Origin of the sequence: Primorskyibacter flagellatus (assembly GCF_014638275.1) — a bacterium.
Taxonomy (GTDB): Bacteria; Pseudomonadota; Alphaproteobacteria; order Rhodobacterales; family Rhodobacteraceae; genus Pseudooceanicola; species Pseudooceanicola flagellatus_A.
Genome location: NZ_BMFJ01000001.1, coordinates 2,837,883 through 2,858,939, shown reverse-complemented (window position 1 = coordinate 2,858,939; position 21,057 = coordinate 2,837,883). Strand labels below are relative to the sequence as shown.

Genomic DNA, 21,057 nt, shown 5'->3' with positions numbered 1-21,057 from the left:
GCCGATTGTCGTCATCTGCGCACCTCCGAATGACAACTCAGGCCACCGGATCACTGTCCCCAGGTCTTCTCCAGCACGCGCAGCCAGTTGCCATGCGCGAGCCTCGCGATCAGGGGCTCGTCATAACCATGCGCCCGCATCGCATCGATCAAGCGCGGCAATCCCGCCGCGTCCGCCAGATCGGCGGGGATCGTCGCCCCGTCGAAGTCGGAGCCGAGGCCGACGCGGGTGTCGCCGAGGCGGTCTAGCAGATGGTCGAGGTGGCGCATCACCGGTTCGAACCCCCCGAACGCTTCGGGGCGTCCGTCCTCCCGCAGGAAGCCGACGGCGTAGTTCAGGCCGACCATGCCGTCGGTGTCGCGGATCAAGGCAAGCTGGCGGTCGGTCAGGTTGCGCGATGAGGGTGTGAGGGCATGCGCGTTCGAATGGGTCGCGACAAGCGGCGCGTCGGAAAGGCGGGCAACATCGTCGAACCCCTTCTCGTTCAGGTGGCTGAGGTCGACCAGAATCCGCAACGCATTGCATTCCGCAACCAGCCGTTTGCCCGCATCGGTCAGTCCTTCGCCGGTGTCGGGCGTGGCCGGGAAGGCGAAGGGTACACCATGCCCGAAACGGGTCGGGCGCGACCAGACCGGGCCGAGGGAGCGAAGGCCCATGCCGTGCCAGACATGCAGGCTGTCGAGGTCTTCGGATATCGCCTCCGCCCCCTCGAAGTGCAGGATCGCGGCGACAACCCCCTCATCCATGCAGGCGCGGATATCGGCGACGGACCGGACGATGCGCAGGCCGCCCTGCCGCTCCATCCATTTCAGGTGGCCGACCATGGCCAAGGCGACCGGCAGCGCCTCGGCATAGGGGATTTCGTCGGGAAGCGGCAGGCGGTAGGGCGGATTCTCCTTGGCCACGGCAAGGTCGGGTGCGTCTTCGGTTTCGGGCGAGGGCAGGTAGACGGCAAAGAAGCCGCCCGCAAAGCCGCCCGCCCGGATCCGAGGGAGGTCGAGGTGACCCTCGCCGGTATCGGTCAGCCAGGTGCGGTCGCGGTTGGCAGGGTCGCGGAGCAGTCGGAGGAGGAAGTCATTATGGCCGTCGAAGACGGGAATGGTCATGTGGCTTCTCTTGTGTAGCCGGCGGAAGCTTTCAGCAGGCGCTGCGTGTAGGGGGTCCCGGCGCGGCGCTGGCGCAGGTCGTCGCGGGTCAGTTCCTCGACCGCGAGGCCGTGTTCCATCACCATCAGCCGTTCGCACATGTGCGAGATCACGGCGAGGTCGTGGGAGACCATCACATAGGTCAGCCCCCGTTCCGCGCGAAGCCGGTCGAGCAGGTTCAGAACCTCTGCCTGGATCGACGCATCCAGCGCGGAGGTCGGTTCGTCCAGCAACAGGATCTGCGGTTCGAGGATCAGCGCGCGGGCCACCGCGACGCGCTGGCGCTGCCCGCCGGACAGCTGGTGCGGATAACGGAAGCGGAACCCCTGGCCAAGTCCGACGGCGCTCAGCGCCTCTGCAATGCGTTCGTCGCGGCGGTCGAAGCGGTGGATCGCCAGCGGTTCGGACAGCACGGCGTCCACCGTATGGCGCGGGTGGAGCGAGGCATAGGGATCCTGGAATACCATCTGCACTCGGCGGTAGAAATCCGGCCGGCGCGGTGTGGCCAGCTCTTTTCCGTCCAGCAGGATGTGGCCGGCGCTGGTCGGAGCCAGTCCGCAGATGGCGCGCAGGACGGTGGATTTGCCCGAACCGGACTCCCCCACGATGCCGTAGCTTTCACCCTTCTGCACAGTAAGGGACACGCCCCGGACCGCACGGACCTCGTCCGCGCCGGAGGTGAATGTCACTTCAAGGTCTCGAACGTCCAGCATCGCCTACTCCGCCCAGGCCGCGTCGCGGTCGAGGGTGGGCAGGGGGCGCCGGTCTCCGTCGATCTGCGGAAGGCAGTTGAGCAGACCGCGCGTATAGGGGTGCTGCGCGGCGTGAAGCTCGGACGCGCGCAGTTCCTCCACCACACGCCCCGCATACATCACCAGCACCCGGTCGCAGAAGGAACTGACCAGCCGCAGATCGTGGGAAATGAAGATAAGACCCATGCCGCGGTCCGTCACCAGCCGGTCGAGGATGCGCAGCACCTCGATCTGGATCGTCACGTCGAGCGCGGAGGTCGGCTCGTCCGCGATCAGCAGGTCGGGCTCAGACACCAGCATCATCGCAATCATCGCACGCTGCCCCATGCCGCCCGAAAGCTCGTGCGGATAGGCGCGGAACACGCGCTCCGGGTCGCGGATCTGCACCGCCTCCAGCATGTCGAGAGAGGCGCGTTTCGCCTGCGCGCGGGGCGTGCCGTGGGTGCGCAGCGCCTCCATCAGCTGTTTGCCGACGGGCATCACGGGGTTGAGCGAGAACTTCGGGTCCTGCATCACCATCGACATCCGCTGCCCGCGCAGGCTGCGCCATTCCCGTGCGCTGAGGCCCCGCAGGTCGCTGCCGTCAAAGCTGAGCCGGTCGGCGGTGGCCTTCCCCGGCGGCGGGGTCAGCCCGAGCAGCGCGCGGCCGGTCTGCGACTTGCCCGACCCAGATTCCCCCACGATGCCAAGCCGTTCGCGGCCCAGGGTGAAGCTGACACCGCGCACCACCTCCGACGGGCCATGCCGTGTCGGGAAGGTCACACGAAGATTCTCGACCTCGAGCAGGCTCATGTGCGTCTCCGGGGGTCCAGCACGTCGCGCAGCCCGTCGCCGAGCAGGTTGAAGCCGAGCGAGACGATGAAGATCGCCAGCCCCGGCATGGTTGCGACCCACCATTGATCGACAAGGAAGTTGCGCCCGCCCGCAATCATCGCGCCCCACTCCGGCTGCGGCGGCTGCGCGCCGAGGCCAAGGAACCCAAGACCGGCGGCGGTCAGGATGATCCCCGCCATGTCCAGCGTCACCCGGATGATGACCGAGGACATGCAGAGCGGCACGACATGTTTCCAGATGATCCGTGCCGGCCGCGCGCCCTGCAGCTTGGTCGCGGCGATAAAGTCCGAATTGCGGATCGTCAGCGTCTCCGCCCGTGCGAGACGGGCATAGGGCGGCCAGGCGGTGATGGAAATCGCGATGATCGCATTCTCGATCCCCGGACCAAGCGCGGCGACGAAGGCCAGCGCGAGGATCAGCTTGGGGAAGGCCAGCACCACGTCGGTGAAGCGCATCAGAACCGTGTCAACCCAGCCTCCGAAATAACCTGCGGTCGTTCCGACCAGCAGCCCGACAGGGGTGGCGATGACCACCACCAGCGCGACGACCGCAAGCGTGATGCGCGACCCCCAGATCAGGCGCGAGAGGATGTCGCGCCCCTGATCGTCGGTGCCAAGCAGGTGGCCTTCGCTCAGCGGCGGCAGCAGGCGCGTCGTGCGCAGGTCGCCGATCAGCGGATCGTGCGGGGCAAGCCAGGGCGCGAAGATCGCGACCAGAACCAGCACCAGGACAATGGCAAGGCCGAACATCGCCAGCCCGTTGCGGCGGAAGTCGAGCCAGGTCCGATAGCTCTGCCCAAGCCGCGCCTGACGACGCGAGACCGGGTTGTCGGAAAGCAGCCATTCGCGCGTCGTCATCGCTTGCGGGTCCGTGCATCGAGGAGGGTGTAGAGAAGGTCCGACACCATGTTCAGCCCGACGAAGATCGCGCCGATCACCAGCGTCCCGCCAAGCACCGCGTTCATGTCGGCGTTCTGCAGGGAGTTGGTCAGGTAAAGCCCAAGACCCGGCCAGGCAAAAACGGTTTCCGTCAGCACCGACCCTTCCAGCAGGTTGGCGTAGGACAACGCGATCACCGTCACCAGCGGCACCGCGGCATTGCGCATCGCCTGCACCCAGATGATCCGCCACTCGGGCACGCCTTTCACGCGGGCGGTGGTGATGTATTCCTGGCTCAGTTCGTTCAGCATGAAACTGCGCGTCATGCGCGAGATGTAGGCGAGCGACAGATACCCCAGAAGCGAGGCGGGCAGGATTATGTGTGAGACCACGTTGCCGAACGCCCCCCAGGCCCCCTGCATCGCGGTGTCGATCAGGAACAGGCCGGTTTTCGGCGTGAAGTCGTATTCATAGGTGATGTCGACCCGACCCGGGCCAGACACGAGATCGAGTTTGAAGTAAAGCAGCAGCAGACCCATGAGGCCCAGCCAGAAGACCGGCGCGGAATAACCGATGAGCCCGACGACCCGCACCACGTGGTCGATCCAGCGGCCCTGGTTGACCGCGGCCCAGACCCCCATGGGAATACCGATGACCGTGCCGATGACGATCGACACGGTCGCGAGTTCCAGCGTCGCCGGAAAGACCCGGGCGATGTCCACCGCTATGGGGCGGGTGGTCAGGAAGGAATTGCCGAAATCGCCTTGGAAGACCTTCAGCAGCCAGATCCAGAACTGCTCGACCAGCGGCTTGTCGAGGCCGAGGGCGCGGTAGGCGGCGTCGTACTGCGCCTGTGTCGCGCGGTCTCCGACCACCGACAGGACCGGGTCCACGGGCACGACGCGGCCGATCAGGAAGGTTACGATCAGCAGGCCGAGGAATGTCACCGCGACCGTCCCCGTCACCGAGGCGGCCTTGCGAATCCAGAGGGCGCCGCGGCGCCCTCTGTTCGTACGTGTGGTCACGTTATTTCGTCACTTTCGAGAAGTTGTTGTCGTTGAACGACGGCCCGACGATGACGCCGTTGACGTTGGCGCGTTCGCCCAGCACCTCGATCTCCTGCGCATAGATGACGAAGGGGCCTTCCTCCATGACCTTCTTCTGGTCCGCGATGTACATCTCAGCCCGCTTGTCGGGATCGGATTCCAGCATCGCCGCATCGGTGGAGGCGGTCAGTTCCGGAATGTCCCAGGCGTTGCGCCAGGCCAGCGGCTTGGAGGTCGCCTCGTCGGAGTTGTCGGGGTTGTAGGCGAAGGTGGAGGAGTTGGTGTGCGGATCCTGGAAGTCCGGGCCCCAGCGACCGATGTAGATGTCGTGGCTGCGGGCGCGGTACTTGGTCAGCGTCTGCTTGCCGTCACCCGGAATGATTTCCAGCGTGATGCCCGCCTGCGCCATCGTCTGCTGCATGGCCTGCGCCATCGCGGTGATTTCCGGCGTGTTGCGGGTGTCCATGGTAACGGTGAACCCGTCGGCCAGCCCGGCCTCGGCCAGCAGCGCCTTGGCCTTCTCGATGTCGAGCGTGAAGGGGTTCTCGTTATAGGCGCCAAGGAAACCCTCGGGCAGGAAGGCCTGGTGCACCTTGACCTTGCCGGACATGATCGTGTTGGCGATCGCGTCGTAATCGACAAGGTACTTCATAGCCTGCCGGACCTGCGGCTTGGACAGGTATTCGTTCTTCTGGCTCATCCCGAGATAATAGAGGGAGCCCTTCACGCCACTCTCGATCTTGATATTGGCGTCGTCCTTGAGCGCGGCGATGTCCTCGGCTGTCAGGTTGCGGGCGATGTCGATGTCGCCCTTGGCCAGCAGCAGGCGCTGCGAGGAGGTTTCGGGGATGTGGCGGTAGATGACGCGGGCCATCGGCGCGGCTTCGCCCGAATAGTTCTCGTTCCGCTCAAGGATCACCGCTTCGTTCGGGCGCCAGTCCTTGATGATGAAGGGGCCGGAGCCGGCATAGTTCGTCTTCAGCCATTCATAGCCGAAGTCGCCATTCGCTTCGTGCTCCATCGCCAGTTTCTTGTCGACGACGGAAGCCACGGTCGCGGTCAGGCAGTAGAGCGCCAGTGACGGCGAATAGGCCTTGTCCATCTTGAAGTCGAAGGTCATGTCGCCGGTCTGCACGATCATCTCGTCGGCATTCTCGGGCGTGATGCCGAGCTGGCCGATGATGAAGGCGGGAGACTTGTTCAGCTTGACCGCGCGGACCAGCGAAAACACCGCGTCTTCGGCCGTGATCGGGTTGCCGGAAGCGAAGGTGCGGTCTGCCTTCATTGTGAAGGAGATCGTCATCCCGTCTTCGGACACCGTCCAGCTGTCAGCCGCCTTGCCGAACACGTCCGAGACGTTCTTCGGATCGTAGGTGATCAGCGTCTCGTAGGTGTTGCCGGCGATCTCGGAGGCGGTGAATTCGAAGATTTCCGCCGGGTCGAGCGAGATGATGTCGTCGATGGACCAGGCCTGGACAAGCGTGTCGGGCGGGGTTTCGGCGAAAGTCGCCACGGGCGTGGCGCCCAGCATCAGCGCGCAGAGCGCAGTGCTGGCCAGAAGACGGCGTTGATACATTGTACGGACCTCTCTGTTGCTGGATCGCAGGGTAGCCGCGACCCGGGCCGGTTCCTCCGGCTTCGATGTCGGAATTAGCCGTCCGGTCAAAATCACTGTCAAGTCAAAGCAACGCCGCGCGCCGCATGACGTGGGTTGCGGGGTGAAAGGTTCAGCGCTGATTGATGGTCTGGCAGCGGGTCCGCCGATCCAATTCTCCCGCCGGATCCGTGAGTTGCGGCTCCCGTGCCCCGCCGCCGATTTTCGGGCTTGAACAGCGGATGTGTTACAAGATAACAAATAGATACGTTATAACATATCGAGAAATCCGGCGCCCTCCCTTTGCACGGGCGCGCTGGATCGCCCGTCCAACGACCAGCAACAGCCCGGCGCCCCCGCGTCCGGGGCCGGAGCCCGCATGACCGCCACCGCCGACACCCGCCTTCCCGTCACTGTCCTGTCCGGTTTCCTCGGTGCCGGAAAGACGACCCTTCTGAACCGCGTTTTGAACAACCGGGATGGGCGTCGCGTGGCAGTGATCGTCAATGACATGTCCGAGGTGAATATCGATGCCGATCTGGTCCGGGCCGACACCGAACTGTCGCGCACCGACGAAACGCTGGTCGAAATGTCGAACGGCTGCATCTGCTGCACCCTTCGCGACGACCTGCTGAACGAGGTGCGCAGGCTGGCTGCGGAGAGGCGGTTCGACTACCTGCTGATCGAATCCACGGGGATCTCCGAACCTCTGCCCGTCGCGGCGACCTTCGACTTCCGGGACGAGGCCGGAGACAGCCTGTCCGATGTCGCCCGGCTCGACACCATGGTGACGGTGGTCGACGCGGTGAACCTGCTGAACGACTACGCCAGCCACGATTTCCTGCGCGACCGGGGCGAGACCATGGGGGCGGAAGACGAACGCACGCTGGTCCATCTGCTGACCGACCAGATCGAGTTTGCGGACGTCGTGATCCTGAACAAGGTCACCGACGCCGGGCCCCGGAAGGTGGACGCCGCGCGCAAGATCATCCGCAGCCTGAACGCCGACGCCCGGATCATCGAAACCGACCGTTCGGAGGTCGCAGCGGAGACGATCCTCGATACCGGCCTCTTCGATTTTGCAAAGGCGCATGATCATCCGACGTGGGCCAAGGAGCTTTACGGCTTTGCCGACCACGTGCCGGAGACGGAGGAATATGGCGTGACCTCCTACGTCTATCGTGCCCGCCGACCCTTCGACCCCTCACAGGTAATGGCGGTTCTGAACGGTGACCTGCCGGGTGTCATCCGCGCCAAGGGGCATTTCTGGATTGCCACCCGCCCGGACTGGGTGGCCGAATTTTCGCTCGCCGGGGCGCTGTCGTCCGTGGCCCCTCTCGGGCAATGGTGGGCCGCCGTTCCGGCTGACCGTCGACCGGACCACGACAGCGCGCGCGCCTACATGGCGCAGCACTGGCGGGACCCCTGGGGCGACCGGCGGCAGGAGATCGTCTTTATCGGTGCCGGCATCGACTGGCCGTCCCTGAAGGCCCGGCTGGACGCCGCACTGGTGCCAGAGCACCTGGCGATCGGACCCGACGCGCTGCCCGACCTTCCCGATCCCTTCCCGTCCTGGCGAAGGGACAGCGCGTGACCGCGCGGGCTCCGGAGGCACGGGCATGACCGGCAACCTTTCGACCACGCTGCGCCGGCGCCGCCGGGCGGATCCCATGCGGGCCTACGACGCCCTGCCGCGCCCGCTGCGTGTCTGGATGGCTCAGGCCGCGCTGCCCTGGTCGCCGGCTTCCTGCCGCCGCATCTGGGCCAGGGCCCGGGCCGACGGGACCAGCCCCGATGACATCCTCGACCGGCTCGACAGGGCCGAACGCAAGACCCTTGCCCGCGATCGGCTCTCGCTTGCCGCCATGAGCCGCCCTTTCATTAACGATCAACAGGATACCATGACATGAGACCCATCCTCGCCCTCGCTGCCGCAACCCTGATCGCCGCCGCGCCGCCCTTATTCGCCGATGATACGCTGGACGTGATCGCACAGTTCGAAATCCAGTCGGCAGAGCCCTCGACCTCCGGCTACATCTTCACCCGCATGGGCGTGGCAGAGACCCTGACCAATGCCGATCCGCAGGGCGCGATCATCCCCGGACTCGCGACGGAGTGGTCCACTTCGGGCGACGGGTTGGCCTGGACCTTCGCGGTACGTAACGGTGTGACCTTCCACGACGGCACGGCCATGACGGCAGAGGCCATCGCCAATGCGCTTAACATCGCGCGGGCCAAGCCGGGTCCATTGGCCAAGACCCCGGTCACCGGCGTCGAACCCGGAGACGAGACGGTGGTGATCACCCTCTCCGAACCCTTCGCCGCGCTGCCGGCCTACCTCGCCCACTACAGCGCGCAGATCCTCGCACCCGCTGCCTATGCCGCTGACGGTGCAGGGGTCGAGGTCATCGGCACGGGGCCGTATCGGATCACCGACCTCGCCCCGCCGCTGAGCCTGAAGGCAGTGGCATTCGCAGACTACTGGGGTACCGCGCCGAACGTGCCGAAGGTCAGCTATGCCGCGGTCAGCCGCGTGGAAACCCGCGCCCTGATGGCTGAATCCGGCGAGGCGGATTTTGTCTTCGGACTCGATCCGGCCTCTGTCGCGCGACTTGGCATGTCCGACGCAGCAACCGTGCATTCCGTCGCGATTCCACGCACCCTGATGATCAAGGTGAACGCCGGCCATCCCGCCCTGTCGGCCCCCGAGGCGCGTCAGGCGCTGTCCCTCGCCATCGACCGCGAGGGCATCGCCAGGGATGTGCTGCGCTATCCCGAAGGCGCGACGCAGCTCTTCCCGCCCTCGGTCGGGGACTGGCATGACGATAGCCTCACGCCGCTGGCCTACGATTCGGAGGCCGCGAAGGCGCTGCTCTCCGGTCTGGGGTGGACCGCAGGCAGTGACGGTATCCTGACCCGCGAGGGCGAACGCCTTGCCCTGACCCTGACAACCTATCCCGACCGCCCCGAACTGCCGTTGGTCGCCGCCGTACTGGAACAGCAATTCCGCGCCATCGGGGTCGAGCTGACGATCGACACCACCAATTCGTCGGAAATCACCTCGCGCCATGCCGACGGATCGCTGGACCTCGGGCTGATCGCGCGGAACTTCGGCCTGATCCCGGACCCCGTGGGTACCGTCTTGTCGGACTACGCGCCGACCGGCGACTGGGGCGCCATGGGCTGGCAGAATGACGAGATCGTCGAACTTGCCCGCAGTGTCGGGCGCGGTGACGGTGGCGATGAGGAGCGCGCCCGGATCGCCGCGATCCTGCAGACCGAACTGCCGATCATCCCGATTGCCTGGTATCGCCAGACGCTGGCCGTGGCCAAGGGTGTCGAAGGAACGGTGATCGACCCGTGGGAACGGACCTTCGGGCTCCCGGACCTGAAGCTGGCGCAATGAAGACGCTGGTGACGCGGGGCATACAGGCCTTGATGGTGGCGGTCCTGATCGGGGCCGCGACCTTTGCGATGATGCGATCCCTCCCCGGCGATGCAGCCTATCGCATCGCCGCGGGGCGCTACGGATACGACAACGTGGACAGTGCCGCCGCCGATGCGGTGCGCGACGAACTGGGGCTGGGCGGCCCGGCGCTGCCCGCCTTCCTGACGTGGCTGGGCGACCTGCTTCGGCTGGATTTCGGCACCTCGCTGGTTACCGGCCAGCCGGTGATCGCGGAAATCGGGCACCAGCTTGGCGCCTCGCTGGCGCTGGCAGCGGTGGCGGTGCTCTTGTCGCTGCTCATCGGCCCGCCGCTCGGCATCATCGCGGGGCTGAGACCGGGGGGCGCACTGGACCGGGTGCTGCTGGTGGTCTCGACCGGGCTGAAGGCGGTGCCGCAGTTCCTGATGGCGCTGATCCTCATCCTGGTACTGTCGGTGCAGTTCCGCCTGCTACCCGCCGCCGGGCACGGCGAAGCACGGCACTTCATCCTGCCCGCGCTGGCCCTGGCGCTTGGTCTGGCCGCCGTCAACGCACGGATCGCGCGTGACGCCATGGCGCGGATCGGCGCGATGCCCTTCTACAGCTTTGCCCGGTGGAAGGGGCTGAGCCCACGCCAGACCCTGCTGCGCCACGGCCTGCGCAACGTCTCCGTCCCCCTGCTGACCTATCTGGGCCTGCAGTTCGTGACGCTGGTCGAAGGCGTCGTGGTGGTCGAGGCGGTGTTTGGCTGGCCCGGCATCGGCCATGCGCTGGTCCACGCGATCTTTTCCCGCGACGTGCCGATGGTGCAGGGAACGGCGCTGTTCCTCGGGCTGAGCTTCGTGCTCATCAACGCCGTCATCGACCTTGTCACGGCGCGCATCGACCCGAGGAGAGCCGCATGACCGACGCCGTGATGATCCCCCGCGCCACTGACCATGCCGTCCGATGGACAGGCACGCTGCTGGTGGCCGCCGTTCTGGCCTTTGCCCTTCTCGGCCCGCTCGCCGTACCGGGAGACCCCTTTGCGCAATCGCTGCTCAAGGCGCTGGCGGGACCCGAGGCCGGCGCGCCGCTTGGCTACGATCACCTCGGCAGGTCGATCTTTCACCGGCTGGCACACGCGCTGCGCCTCTCGCCCGCCATTGCGCTCGCCGCTGTGCTGACCGCCGGGCTGGCGGGGCTGATCCTCGGCACCTTGGCGGCGGCGCGGGGCGGCTGGACGGACCGGGTTCTGGTGACGCTGGCCGATGCGCTGCTGGCCCTGCCGGGGCTGCTGCTGGTGCTGATCGTGCTGGGCATCGTGCCGGGCACCGCGCTCGGCTTCTGGGCCGGGCTGTCGCTGGTGCTCTGGGTCGAGTTCTTCCGCCTGACCCGCGCGGCGACACGTGACACGCTGGCCTCTCCGGCCGTTCAGGCATCCCGCCTGCTCGGTTTTGGGCCGGCCTACGTCTTCCGCACCCACATCTGGCCGGAAATCGCGCTTATGATGCTGACCACCGCCGCCTTCGGTACGGCAACGGCGATCATGGCCATCGCGGCACTGGGGTTCGTGCATGTGGGGATGCGGGCGCCGACGCCCGAACTGGGCCTGATGATGGTCGAACTTCTGCCCTACTGGCGGGAGGCGCCGCTGGCCCTGCTCTCACCCGTCATCGCCACCTTCGCCCTGCTTCTGGGCCTCACCCTGTCCGCCGGGAGCCGCACGCCATGACCCTGCTGAAAGCCGAAGACATCACCGTGGCGGACGGAGCCACCCGGATCCTGCACCCGGTCTCCCTGTATCTCGATTCCGGAGAGCCCCTGGTCATCCTCGGCGAAACCGGGTCGGGCAAATCCCTGCTGGCCCAGGCGCTCATGGGCACGCTGCCGGGGGAACTCTCGGCACGGGGACGCGTCGCCATTGGCGACCGGCTTCTGGACGCGGCGCGGCCTGAAGGGTTCCGCATGCTCTGGGGGCGCGACATCGCGGTGCTGCCGCAGGAGCCCTGGCTGTCGCTCGACCCGCTGATGCGGGCGGACCGGCAGGTGAGCGAGGCGCACCGGCTGGTGCGCGGCCCGGGCGCGGCGGAGGCGCGGGACAGGACGGCGGATGACTTCCGGCGGCTCGACCTGACCGGGGCCGGACAGCGCTATCCGCATGAACTCTCGGGCGGAATGGCGCAGCGCGTCGCCATCGCGGCGGCGCGGGCTGGCGGCGCGCGCATCGTGATCGCGGACGAACCGACCAAGGGGCTGGACGCCGCGCGGCGCGACGGGGTGGCGGACCTGCTGCTGGCCGAACTGTCACGGGGCGGCGGGCTGTTGGTCATCACCCACGACCTCGCCCTCGCGCGGCGGATCGGTGGCCGCCTGATCGTCCTGCGCGACGGACAGGTGGTCGAAACCGGCCCGACCGCCACGGTCATGGCTGCGCCCGTCCAGCCTTACACCCGCGACCTGATCGCCGCGGATCCCGACAACTGGCCCGCGCGCAAACCGGTGACCGGGGGCGCGACGGTGCTGACCGCCACCGGGCTCGCGGCAGAGCGGGGCGGTGCGCGCCTGTTCACCGGTCTCTCCTTCGATCTTGGCGAAGGCCGGATCATGGGCGTGACCGGCCCCTCCGGCTGCGGAAAGTCGACCCTCGGCGATGTGATGCTGGGCCTTGTCCCCGCCGCCGCGGGCCGGGTCGAACCCGCGCCTGCCCTGCCGCGGACCGCATTCCAGAAGCTCTACCAGGATCCGGTTGCCGCCTTCCCGCGTCACCGGGCCCTCGGGCGCACCCTCGCCGATGTCGCCCGCCGTCACGGGCAGGGTCAGGACCGGATCGGCGCGCTTCTGCCGCGGCTCGGTCTGGCGCCTGTGCTGCTGTCCCGCCGGCCCGCCGCCGTTTCGGGAGGAGAGCTCCAGCGGCTCGCCCTGCTGAGGCTGCTGCTGGTCCGGCCGAAGTTCATCTTCGCGGATGAACCGACCTCGCGCCTCGACCCGATCACGCAGAAACAGGTGATCGCTCTTCTCTGCGACACCTCGGAAACCGAGGGCTGCGCGGTCATGCTGGTGAGCCATGACCCGGCGCTGGTGTCGCGGACCGCCGACCATGTCCTGTCTCTCGGACCCGCGCCGGTTGACGCGGACGTGACGCCCCGCGACATCGCAGCGGCGTTGCAATGACCCGAACAGTTATCCATCAATCGTAACCGAAAGGACCTGCCATGAAACCGATCCTGATGAGCCTCGCCGCCCTCTGTCTCGGCACACCGGCCATTGCCCAGACCACGCGGGAGATGGAGGCGCATGTCCACGGCGTGTCAAAAGCCGAGATCGCGGTCGAACACGGGACGGTGAAGATCAACCTCCTGTCGCCGGGCATGGACATCGTCGGCTTTGAATACGCGGCGGAATCTGCCGGAGACAAGGATGCGGTCGAGGCCGCCATCCGCGCGCTGCTGGTGCCCGAGAACATCGTGACCCTGCCCGAAGCCGCCGGGTGCCGCCTGACCGAAGTCCTGGCGCATCTGCACGACGGCGAACACGATCACGACGATGCGGACGACCATATGGAGGGCGACCACGACCACGCGGAGGACGAGGACCACGAGGATCATGCCGCAGAAGTTCACGATGACGATCACGATGAGGGGGCGCAGCACAGCGAATTCCACGTCAGCTATGCCTTTGCCTGCGAGGATGGGGACGCCCTGACCGCCATCACCTTCCCCTTCTTCGACCAGTTCGCCAGCGCGGAGGAGATCGAGGCGCAGTTCGTCACCGAATCCGGCGCAGGGCAGGCGGAACTGACCCGCGACTCCCGCAAGCTGACGCTGGAGTGACGATGGCGGACCCGGCACTGACCCTGAAAGACGTGCGGTTCCGCTGGCCGGGCCGCTCGTCGTTCGGGCTGTCGGTGCCGGAGTTCCGGTTGGAGCCGGGCGCTTCGGTTCTGCTTCTGGGCGAAAGCGGGTCCGGCAAGTCGACACTGCTGTCGCTGATCTGCGGCATCGTCACCGCCGACACGGGGCGGGTGACTGTAGGCGGCACCGACCTGTCGGTCCTGCGCGCCGGGGCACGGGACCGGTTTCGCGCCGAACGGATCGGGGTGATCTTCCAGCAGTTCAACCTGCTGCCCTATGCCAGCGTGTCGGACAATATCCTGCTGCCGCTCCGCTTTGCCCCGGACCGACGCAAGCGGGCCACGCCGGACGAGGCCGCATCCCTGTGCAGGGCTCTCGGCCTGCCCGAGGGGATCACCGCCGCCACCGCCGGGCGCCTCTCGGTCGGTCAGCAGCAGCGCGTCGCCGTGGCCCGCGCCCTGATCGGCCAGCCGCCGCTGATCGTCGCGGACGAACCGACCTCCGCGCTGGATGCGGCGACTCAGGATGCCTTCCTCGGCCTGCTTTTCGACCGGATCGCGGCCACGGGGTCGTCCCTGCTGATGGTCAGCCATGACGAACGGCTCGGCGCGCGGTTCGACCGGGTGGTGCACCTGTCGGACATCGCGCGGACCGGAAGGGCGGCGGCGTGATTCTCCGGCTGGCCCTTGGTTCGCTCATGGCGCGGGCGCTGACCGTCGGGATGACGGTGCTAGCGATCGCCCTGTCCGTCGCCCTTTTCCTGGGGGTGGAGAAGGCGCGCACCGGGGCCCGCGCCAGCTTTGCCGACACGATCTCGGGCACCGACCTGATCGTCGGGGCGCGGTCGGGGTCGGTGCAGTTGCTGCTCTATTCCGTGTTCCGGATCGGCAATGCCACGAACAATGTCACGTGGGAAAGCTATCAGGACATCGCTGCCCGGCCCGAGGTCGACTGGATCGTCCCGATCTCCCTCGGCGACAGTCACCGCCAGTTCCGGGTCATGGGCACGACCCCCGGCTTTTTCGACCACTACAGGTTTCGCGGCGGTCGGTCGCTGGAGGTCGCGGAAGGCAAGGGGCTGACCGACCTCTACGATGCGGTGATCGGGGCAGAGGTCGCGGCGGCGCTTGGCTACGCAGTGGGCGACCCGATCGTGGTGTCCCATGGCCTCGCGTCCTTTACCGACCACGCGGACCAGCCCTTCCGCGTGGCCGGGATCGTCGCGCGGACCGGGACGCCGGTGGACCGGACGGTGATCGTCTCGCTCGAGGCGATCGAGGCGATCCATGTCGACTGGCGCTCCGGCGCGCAGGTCCCCGGCCAGACGACTCCGGTTGACCGTATCCGCCAGATGGACCTGACGCCCAAGGCGGTGACGGCGGCGCTGATCGGGGTCAAGTCGCGTCTTCAGGTCTTCGGCCTGCAACGCGCGATCAACGACCACCCTGAGGAGCCGCTGCTGGCGATCCTGCCCGGCGTTGCGCTGCAGGAGCTCTGGCAGATCGTCGGTGTGGCGGAAACCGCGCTGATCGGGGTCTCGGCCATGGTCGTGGTGACGGCGCTACTGGGCATGATGGCGATGATCTTCTCCTCCCTCAACGAACGGAGGCGGGAGATGGCGATCTGGCGGGCCATGGGTGCACGGCCCGCGACCATCCTCGGCCTGCTGGTGCTGGAAGCCGCACTGATGGCCGCCCTCGGTGCGGTGCTGGGTGTCGCCCTGCTCTATGCCGGGCTGGTGGTCGCGCAGCCGCTGGTCGACAGCGCCTTCGGCCTCTGGCTGCCCGTCGATCCGCCGACCGCGCGAGAGGCGGCCGTTCTCGCAACCGTGATCGTCGCGGCGGCGGTGGCAAGCCTTCTTCCCGGCCTCAGGGCCTACCGCCTGTCGCTGGCCGATGGCATGATGGTGAGGATATGACGACGACACCGAACAGACGCGCGTTCATGGCCCTCGCCGCCGCCACGCTGCTGCCGGGCCGCGCCATGGCCGGATCGTTCCGGGAAATCACCTGGGAAGACCTCATCCCCGAGGGCGTGCCCTACGGAGAGATCATCGGCCCCGGCCAGATCGATGCGGTCAACGACACCTGGGTACCGCAGTTCGACACCAACGCCAGCAAGGTGAACACCGCGCTCGACGGCAAGGGTGTGAAGCTGCCCGGCTACATCATCCCCTTCGACGTGAGCGCGGACGGAGTCACGACCTTCATGCTGGTGCCCTACGTGGGCGCGTGCATCCACACCCCGCCGCCGCCGCCGAACCAGCTGGTCTTCGTGACCACGCAAACGCCATGGCCAAGCGAATCCCTGTGGGATCCGGTCTGGGTCTCGGGCCGCCTGTCGGCCAAAGCCATGTCCACGCAGATCGCCGAGGTCGGCTATCAGATCGCCGTCGAGAAAATCGAGGTCTACGAGTGGAAATGACCGCTCCGACCCGCCGCACGGTCCTCCTGGCCCTGGCGGCTGCCGGAGTTGCCGGGCGCGGTGCCGCCGAAACCGTGGTCGACCTGAAATGGCGGGACCTGCTCCCGAAAGACGACCGTTCCCTGCCCGCGGACCTTTCGGCGCTCGTTCCGCATGACGAAAGCAGCCTTGCCGCACGGCAGCCGGTGTCGACCGGCATGCGCACCGACTGGAACGGCCGGACCGTCAGGCTGTCGGGCTTTGTCGTTCCGATCGACTACCGGGGTACCGGCCTGACGGCATTCATCCTCGTGCCTTACGTCGGCGCCTGCGTCCATGTTCCGCCGCCCCCGGCGAACCAGCTGGTTTTCGTGACGACCGGCACGCCGTACAAAAATTCCGGCATGTTCGAGGCGGTGACCGTCACCGGCATGTTCGGAACGGCCTCCACCTCGACCCAGCTGGCGGAGATCGGTTACGCGCTCTCGGCGGACACCATCACCCCCTATCGCTCCTGAACGCCAGCGCGCCCTCCGGTCGCGGGGCGGCGGCGGGAACCCATCCGCGCGTACCGGTTCGCGGACTCACCGGCCGGATGCCAAGCATCATCATCCTCAGGACCGGAACCCTGAGCAGGCCTTTCTCCAGCAGCACCGGCCCCGCCAGCCCGGCGACCAGTCCCGGCAGTATGATCGCCTCTGCCGGAATGCCCGGCATGACCGCCTGAATCGTCTCGCGCGTGCCGGCGGTGAAGAAGACGTGAAACAGGAACACCGCATAGGCATGGCGCCCCAGCTTGGCCGCCAGCGGACTGCGAAGCCCGAGCGCAAGCAGCCCCAGCACTCCGGACAGCCCGATCATCAGCCGCACCGGCCGCAGGACCGCGCCGGGCACGATCTCCGGCAAAAAGGTCAGGCCAGCGCCCGCAAGAACGGCAGCCGACAGCGCAACCGCCCCGGCGATGTGCCCGCCGGCGCGGCCCGTGAAAGGCTCCGGCCGCGCGGCGCAGAGGAAACCGGTGCAGAAGAACAGCCCGAGATAGGTCGCCTCGATCACCGAAAAGACGTTCACCTCGGGTCGCGGCAGCACCCCGCACCACGCCAGCGCGCAGACTGCGCCAAGTGCCAGCGCCGCCGGCACATGCCGCCCTCCGGACAGAAAGCCGGTGAGAAGCAGCGCAGACATCACGAGGAAGATCGCCTGAAGGAACCAGAAATGTGCGTGGGGCAATACCAGAAGCCCCGGCCAGCCCGGTCCGCCGCCGCCCTGCATCATCCAGAACAGCGACCCGACGCAGGCCATGGGCAGCAGCAGACGCCGGGCCTTGGTGCGAAGCGCGCTCCAGGGCGGCTCTTGTCCGGTCCTCCGGGTCACGGACAGGAAGACATAGCCGGACAGAAAGGCGAAGAGCGGCATCCGGATATCGGCAAAGACGGCATTGAACAGTCGCAGCCAGTGATCGTCCGACAGGCGCAGTCCGGCGGTCTCCGTGTTGCCTGCGACATGGAACAGAACGACACCGATGCAGGCGATGCCGCGCAACGTATCGGTTCTGATCCGGTCCGCGCCGGCGCCGGATGACGGGAGGTGGTTTCCCGTGCCCGCGGAACGGCCCCGCAGCGGCAACAGGTCTGAGATGATCGGCATGGCGGCTCCTGCCGTGCCCCGCCCCGCCCACCAGGACGGGCTCAGACTTCCGCCAAGGACCCTAAGATTCGGTTAACCATGACCTCGTACCGGTGGAACCGCGCCCCGCGACGGCGCTATCCTGCCCGCTGCAATGGCGCGACATTCTTCAGCGCAGCGCGGAAATCGCCGATGATGCCGTCTTGTTCCAGCCCTGTCCGGTGGATCAGACAGGTGTCGATGAACCGCTCCGGCCCCATGAGGTCGTGGATGGTGACATTCGCCCTGTGCAGGCTGGTTTCCGCCACGCTGCGCGGCAGGAGCGTGACTCCGACCCCGGTCGCGACGCAGCCGAGGATGCCGTCAAGCGTCCCCATCTCCATCACCGCATTCGGGGCAAGCCCGTTTGCCTTCAGCCAGCTCTCGGAAAAGGCGCGATAGGAACAGCCCGACCGGAAGACGATCAGGCGCTTCTCCCGCGCCTGCGCCTCGGTCCTCACCGACCGGTGCGTGAGCAGCACCATCTCTTCCTGAAACACCGGCTCCGACACCAGATCGGGGTGCGCGAAATCCCCGCCGATCAGCGCGACATCGACCCGGCCGGAGATCAGCAGCGCGATCAGGTCCTCCGTCGGCGCGGCGGTGAGTTCGATCTCCGCATCCGGCCGGATCGCCTGAAACGCTGCGATGCAGGGCGGGAGGCGGGTGGCAATGGTCGATTCCATCGACCCGACGCGCACCAGCCCGCCGGTGCGCGAAAGGCCGGTCATCGCCATCTTGGCATCGCGCTCCGCCCGGACGACGTTACGGGCATGCGCCAGCAGAACCTGCCCCGCCGCGGTGAGGGTCATGCCGTTTCGGGAGCGGAGGAACAGGGACACGCCCAGTTCGTCTTCCAGCGACTTGATCCGGGTGGTGACGTTCGACTGCACGCAATGCAGCCGCTGCGCCGCCTCCACCACCGTGCCGACATCCGCAACCATGAGAAAGGTGCGAAGGGTCCTGAGTTCCATGGCCGATCCTTCTCTGGTTGATCGCGTAGCGTCGATTTGCGTTCTTCAACAGGGAATGGCGTCGCGCACCGACGCACGTCAACCCGGACCTCAGAGGGTGGACCAGCCGCCGCCCAGCAGATGCAGCGCCTCCTTCGTCATCCGGTCCACGACCTCTGCCGCCGGGGGAATGTCGCGGATGATGCCGATCGCCTCGCCGACGGTGACGTTGGCGATGTCGAAGTCCCCGTCGGCACTGGCAGCCTCGTAGGCGGCCACACGCTCCGGCAGTTCGTCCTTCAGCGCGTCCTCGCGACCGTGCCAGGTCTCGATGAATGGGTTGGACATGAGCCGCCCGTTGTAGGGCTGCGGCCAGTCCTTGCCGCGGACGATGTCGTAAACCGTCGTGCGCACGGTCTCGTCGCCGGTCGCGGTAAGGACCCGCTGTTTCGCCCCGGGATGGATCAGCGCCTCCTGAGTCGCCCAGAACCGGGTGCCGACCAGCACGCCGTCGGCGCCGAGCATCAGCGCCGCCGCCAGCCCGCGACCGTCAGCGATGCCGCCCGCCGCCAGAAGGATGGTCTCGGGGCTGTTGGCTGCCAGCCAGTCTGCCGCTGCGGGCACGAACCCGAGGGTGGAGCGGCCGATGATACCGTGCCCGCCCGCCTCTTCGCCCTGGGCGACAACCACCGTCGCGCCGGCCTCGACCGCGCGTTTGACATGCTCCAGCCGCTGCGTCTGGCAGATCATCGGCACGCCGGCGTCATGGATTTCCTGCGCAAAGGGCATCGGGTCGGCGAAGGACAGCATCAGCGCCTTCGGACGGCGCGACAGGGCAATGGTCAGCAGTTCCGGCTGTTTCGCCATCGACCAGGTGATGAAGCCGGTGCCGGTCGTGCCCTGCTTGACGCCCGAAAGCTGTTCTTCCAGCCAGACCCGGTCGCCATAGCCGCCGCCGACCATGCCTAGCCCGCCCGCATCGCTGACCGCCTGTGCCAGCGCAGAGCCCGAGGCTGGATCCATGGGTGCCCCCATGATCGGTGTATCCAGCCCGAATTTACGCGTGAAACGGGTCTCGAGACGGGCAGGGGTACCCGTGCCGGTTGTCAGGTCTGCTGGTGCCATGCCGGGTCCTCCTGTTGGCGATGTCCGGAATCATAGCAGAGCAGAGAGTTCAGTTATAATGAATATAAGAGGGGCAATCATTCTCATTGGCAGAACGATTAAGTGGTTCGAAACCTTCTGACCAATCCGGGTTATCCGGCCCCGTAGTACGGGGCCGGTAACGGAGGTCTCAAAAGCCCTCCAGGACGATCTTTCCCTTGGCGGTACCCGCTTCGATCATCGCGTGCGCTTTGCGCATGTTGGCCGCGTTGATCGGATTCAGCACCTCGCTGACGGTGGTGCGAAGATGTCCCGCGTCGATCTCGTCCGCGACGAAGGACAGCAGCCGGTGTTGTTCGATCATGTCCGGGGTCTGATGCATGGGCCGGGCGAACATGAACTCCCAGTGCAGGCTCGCGGCCTTGGTCTTCATCGCGCCCATGGGCATTGGCAGATGCGTGTCGTCGATCGTGACGATTCCGCCCTGCGGCCGGATCAGCTCCACCGCAGCATCCCAATGGCGCATGTCGTTGAAGATGGCGACATGGTCGAGGTGATGGAAGCCGAGCGCGCGGACCTGTGCCACCACGTCGCCGCGGTGGCTGACGGTGTGATCGGCGCCCAGTTCCTTCGCCCAGGCGATGGTTTCCGGGCGCGATGCCGTCGCGATCACCGTCAGCCCCGCGCGTTTGGCCAGCTGGATCGCGATGGAGCCGACTCCGCCCGCCCCGCCGAACATCAGGATGCTTTCGCCGCCGTTGCCGCCGTCCCGATCAATGCCAAGCCGGTCGAACATCGCCTCGTAGGCGGTGATCGTGGTCAGCGGCAGGGCGGCGGCCTCTGCATGGGTCAGCGTGGCAGGCTTGCGGCCCACGATGCGTTCGTCGACCGGATGAAACTGCTGGTTCGACCCGGGTCGGGTGATGTCACCGGCGTAGTAGACCTCGTCCCCGGGTGCGAAAAGCGTCACCTCAGGCCCGACCTCCGCCACGATGCCCGAGGCGTCGAAGCCAAGGATGCGCGGCGGATTGGGCACTGCGCCGTCCTGCCGCCGGACCTTTGTATCGACGGGGTTCACGGCCACGGCGCGCACCTCGACGAGGATATCGTGCCCCTGCGGTACGGGACGCGGCAGGTCGAGGTCGAGGAAGGCCTCAGGATCGTCGACCGGCAGGTATCGGGTCAGGCCGACGGCCTTCATGGTGGTGGTGTCGATGGTTGTATCGGGCATTGCAGGGTCCTTTCAGGGAGGTTCAGGAAATCAGCGCGCCGCCGTCGATGTCGATGACGGTGCCGGTGACGGAGGGAGTGTCGATGGCAAAAAGGTATCCGGAGGCGATGTCGGCGGCCTGCGCGACCCGCCCGGCGGGCAAACGCGCCGCCGCGCTCTCGATCATGGACCGCCGGGCGTCGGGGGCCATGC

Annotated in this window: 22 protein-coding genes; 11 read left to right on the top strand and 11 right to left on the bottom strand. The window is 67.0% G+C overall.

Features of this window, described 5'->3' with window-relative positions; genetic code table 11:
* Positions 1–50: 50 nt before the first annotated feature.
* The 6 genes from IEV87_RS14165 to IEV87_RS14140 are packed head-to-tail and all read right to left on the bottom strand — an operon-like array spanning position 51 to position 6,231.
* A complete protein-coding gene (locus IEV87_RS14165) occupies positions 51–1,106 on the bottom strand; it encodes a dipeptidase (protein ID WP_188478284.1) in 1,056 nt (351 codons plus the stop codon).
* Complete coding sequence (locus tag IEV87_RS14160) at positions 1,103–1,858, bottom strand: ABC transporter ATP-binding protein (protein WP_188478283.1); 756 nt, start codon at positions 1,856–1,858, stop codon at positions 1,103–1,105. Before IEV87_RS14160 ends, IEV87_RS14165 begins: the two co-directional genes overlap by 4 nt.
* A 3-nt stretch (positions 1,859–1,861) precedes the next feature.
* Positions 1,862–2,689, bottom strand: a complete 828-nt coding sequence (locus IEV87_RS14155; RefSeq protein ID WP_188478282.1) for an ABC transporter ATP-binding protein — start codon at positions 2,687–2,689, stop codon at positions 1,862–1,864.
* Positions 2,686–3,588, bottom strand: coding sequence for an ABC transporter permease (locus IEV87_RS14150; protein WP_188478281.1), 903 nt, complete (start codon positions 3,586–3,588; stop codon positions 2,686–2,688). Before IEV87_RS14150 ends, IEV87_RS14155 begins: the two co-directional genes overlap by 4 nt.
* A complete protein-coding gene (locus tag IEV87_RS14145; RefSeq protein ID WP_373284045.1) occupies positions 3,585–4,634 on the bottom strand; it encodes an ABC transporter permease in 1,050 nt (349 codons plus the stop codon). The genes IEV87_RS14150 and IEV87_RS14145 overlap by 4 nt, the downstream gene beginning before the upstream one ends.
* Position 4,635: 1 nt before the next feature.
* The gene (locus IEV87_RS14140) at positions 4,636–6,231 is read right to left on the bottom strand and encodes an ABC transporter substrate-binding protein (protein ID WP_188478280.1); all 1,596 of its coding nucleotides are present in this window, start codon (positions 6,229–6,231) and stop codon (positions 4,636–4,638) included.
* Between the two features lie 397 nt (positions 6,232–6,628).
* On the opposite strand from IEV87_RS14140, the gene IEV87_RS14135 reads away from it, so the two are divergent.
* The 11 genes from IEV87_RS14135 to IEV87_RS14085 are packed head-to-tail and all read left to right on the top strand — an operon-like array spanning position 6,629 to position 16,430.
* Positions 6,629–7,843, top strand: a complete 1,215-nt coding sequence (locus tag IEV87_RS14135) for a GTP-binding protein (RefSeq protein WP_188478279.1) — start codon at positions 6,629–6,631, stop codon at positions 7,841–7,843.
* A gap of 25 nt (positions 7,844–7,868) precedes the next feature.
* A complete protein-coding gene (locus tag IEV87_RS14130) occupies positions 7,869–8,159 on the top strand; it encodes a DUF6525 family protein (RefSeq protein WP_188478278.1) in 291 nt (96 codons plus the stop codon).
* Positions 8,156–9,655 (top strand): ABC transporter substrate-binding protein, encoded by a 1,500-nt coding sequence (locus IEV87_RS14125; protein WP_188478277.1) that lies wholly within the window; start codon positions 8,156–8,158, stop codon positions 9,653–9,655. Before IEV87_RS14130 ends, IEV87_RS14125 begins: the two co-directional genes overlap by 4 nt.
* On the top strand, positions 9,652–10,581 hold the full coding sequence (locus tag IEV87_RS14120) for an ABC transporter permease (RefSeq protein ID WP_188478276.1): 930 nt from the start codon (positions 9,652–9,654) through the stop codon (positions 10,579–10,581). Before IEV87_RS14125 ends, IEV87_RS14120 begins: the two co-directional genes overlap by 4 nt.
* Positions 10,578–11,390, top strand: coding sequence for an ABC transporter permease (locus tag IEV87_RS14115; protein WP_229737587.1), 813 nt, complete (start codon positions 10,578–10,580; stop codon positions 11,388–11,390). Before IEV87_RS14120 ends, IEV87_RS14115 begins: the two co-directional genes overlap by 4 nt.
* The gene (locus IEV87_RS14110; protein ID WP_188478275.1) at positions 11,387–12,829 is read left to right on the top strand and encodes an ABC transporter ATP-binding protein; all 1,443 of its coding nucleotides are present in this window, start codon (positions 11,387–11,389) and stop codon (positions 12,827–12,829) included. The genes IEV87_RS14115 and IEV87_RS14110 overlap by 4 nt, the downstream gene beginning before the upstream one ends.
* A 41-nt stretch (positions 12,830–12,870) precedes the next feature.
* Positions 12,871–13,488 carry a zinc uptake protein ZrgA gene (gene zrgA / locus IEV87_RS14105; RefSeq protein ID WP_188478274.1) on the top strand — a complete coding sequence of 206 codons (618 nt, stop codon included), beginning with the start codon at positions 12,871–12,873 and terminating at the stop codon, positions 13,486–13,488.
* A 2-nt stretch (positions 13,489–13,490) separates the two neighbouring features.
* A complete protein-coding gene (locus IEV87_RS14100; protein ID WP_188478273.1) occupies positions 13,491–14,180 on the top strand; it encodes an ABC transporter ATP-binding protein in 690 nt (229 codons plus the stop codon).
* The gene (locus IEV87_RS14095) at positions 14,177–15,427 is read left to right on the top strand and encodes an ABC transporter permease (protein ID WP_188478272.1); all 1,251 of its coding nucleotides are present in this window, start codon (positions 14,177–14,179) and stop codon (positions 15,425–15,427) included. Before IEV87_RS14100 ends, IEV87_RS14095 begins: the two co-directional genes overlap by 4 nt.
* On the top strand, positions 15,424–15,933 hold the full coding sequence (locus tag IEV87_RS14090) for a DUF3299 domain-containing protein (protein WP_229737586.1): 510 nt from the start codon (positions 15,424–15,426) through the stop codon (positions 15,931–15,933). The genes IEV87_RS14095 and IEV87_RS14090 overlap by 4 nt, the downstream gene beginning before the upstream one ends.
* Positions 15,930–16,430, top strand: a complete 501-nt coding sequence (locus tag IEV87_RS14085) for a DUF3299 domain-containing protein (protein WP_188478271.1) — start codon at positions 15,930–15,932, stop codon at positions 16,428–16,430. Before IEV87_RS14090 ends, IEV87_RS14085 begins: the two co-directional genes overlap by 4 nt.
* Here IEV87_RS14085 and IEV87_RS14080 read toward each other — a convergent pair.
* From IEV87_RS14080 to IEV87_RS22890, 5 genes are all read right to left on the bottom strand, one after another.
* The gene (locus IEV87_RS14080; protein ID WP_188478270.1) at positions 16,411–17,559 is read right to left on the bottom strand and encodes an acyltransferase family protein; all 1,149 of its coding nucleotides are present in this window, start codon (positions 17,557–17,559) and stop codon (positions 16,411–16,413) included. The two genes, IEV87_RS14085 and IEV87_RS14080, sit on opposite strands and share 20 nt — an antisense overlap.
* Positions 17,560–17,675: 116 nt before the next feature.
* Positions 17,676–18,551: a LysR family transcriptional regulator gene (locus IEV87_RS14075; protein WP_188478269.1), complete on the bottom strand. Its 876-nt coding sequence runs from the start codon at positions 18,549–18,551 to the stop codon at positions 17,676–17,678.
* A 90-nt stretch (positions 18,552–18,641) separates the two neighbouring features.
* Entirely contained in the window at positions 18,642–19,655 is a 1,014-nt protein-coding gene (locus IEV87_RS14070) for an NAD(P)H-dependent flavin oxidoreductase (RefSeq protein WP_188478268.1), read from the bottom strand.
* A 169-nt stretch (positions 19,656–19,824) separates the two neighbouring features.
* Positions 19,825–20,835, bottom strand: coding sequence for a zinc-binding alcohol dehydrogenase family protein (locus IEV87_RS14065; protein ID WP_188478461.1), 1,011 nt, complete (start codon positions 20,833–20,835; stop codon positions 19,825–19,827).
* A 52-nt stretch (positions 20,836–20,887) separates the two neighbouring features.
* The gene (locus IEV87_RS22890; protein WP_229737585.1) at positions 20,888–21,055 is read right to left on the bottom strand and encodes a hypothetical protein; all 168 of its coding nucleotides are present in this window, start codon (positions 21,053–21,055) and stop codon (positions 20,888–20,890) included.
* Positions 21,056–21,057 lie beyond the last annotated feature (2 nt).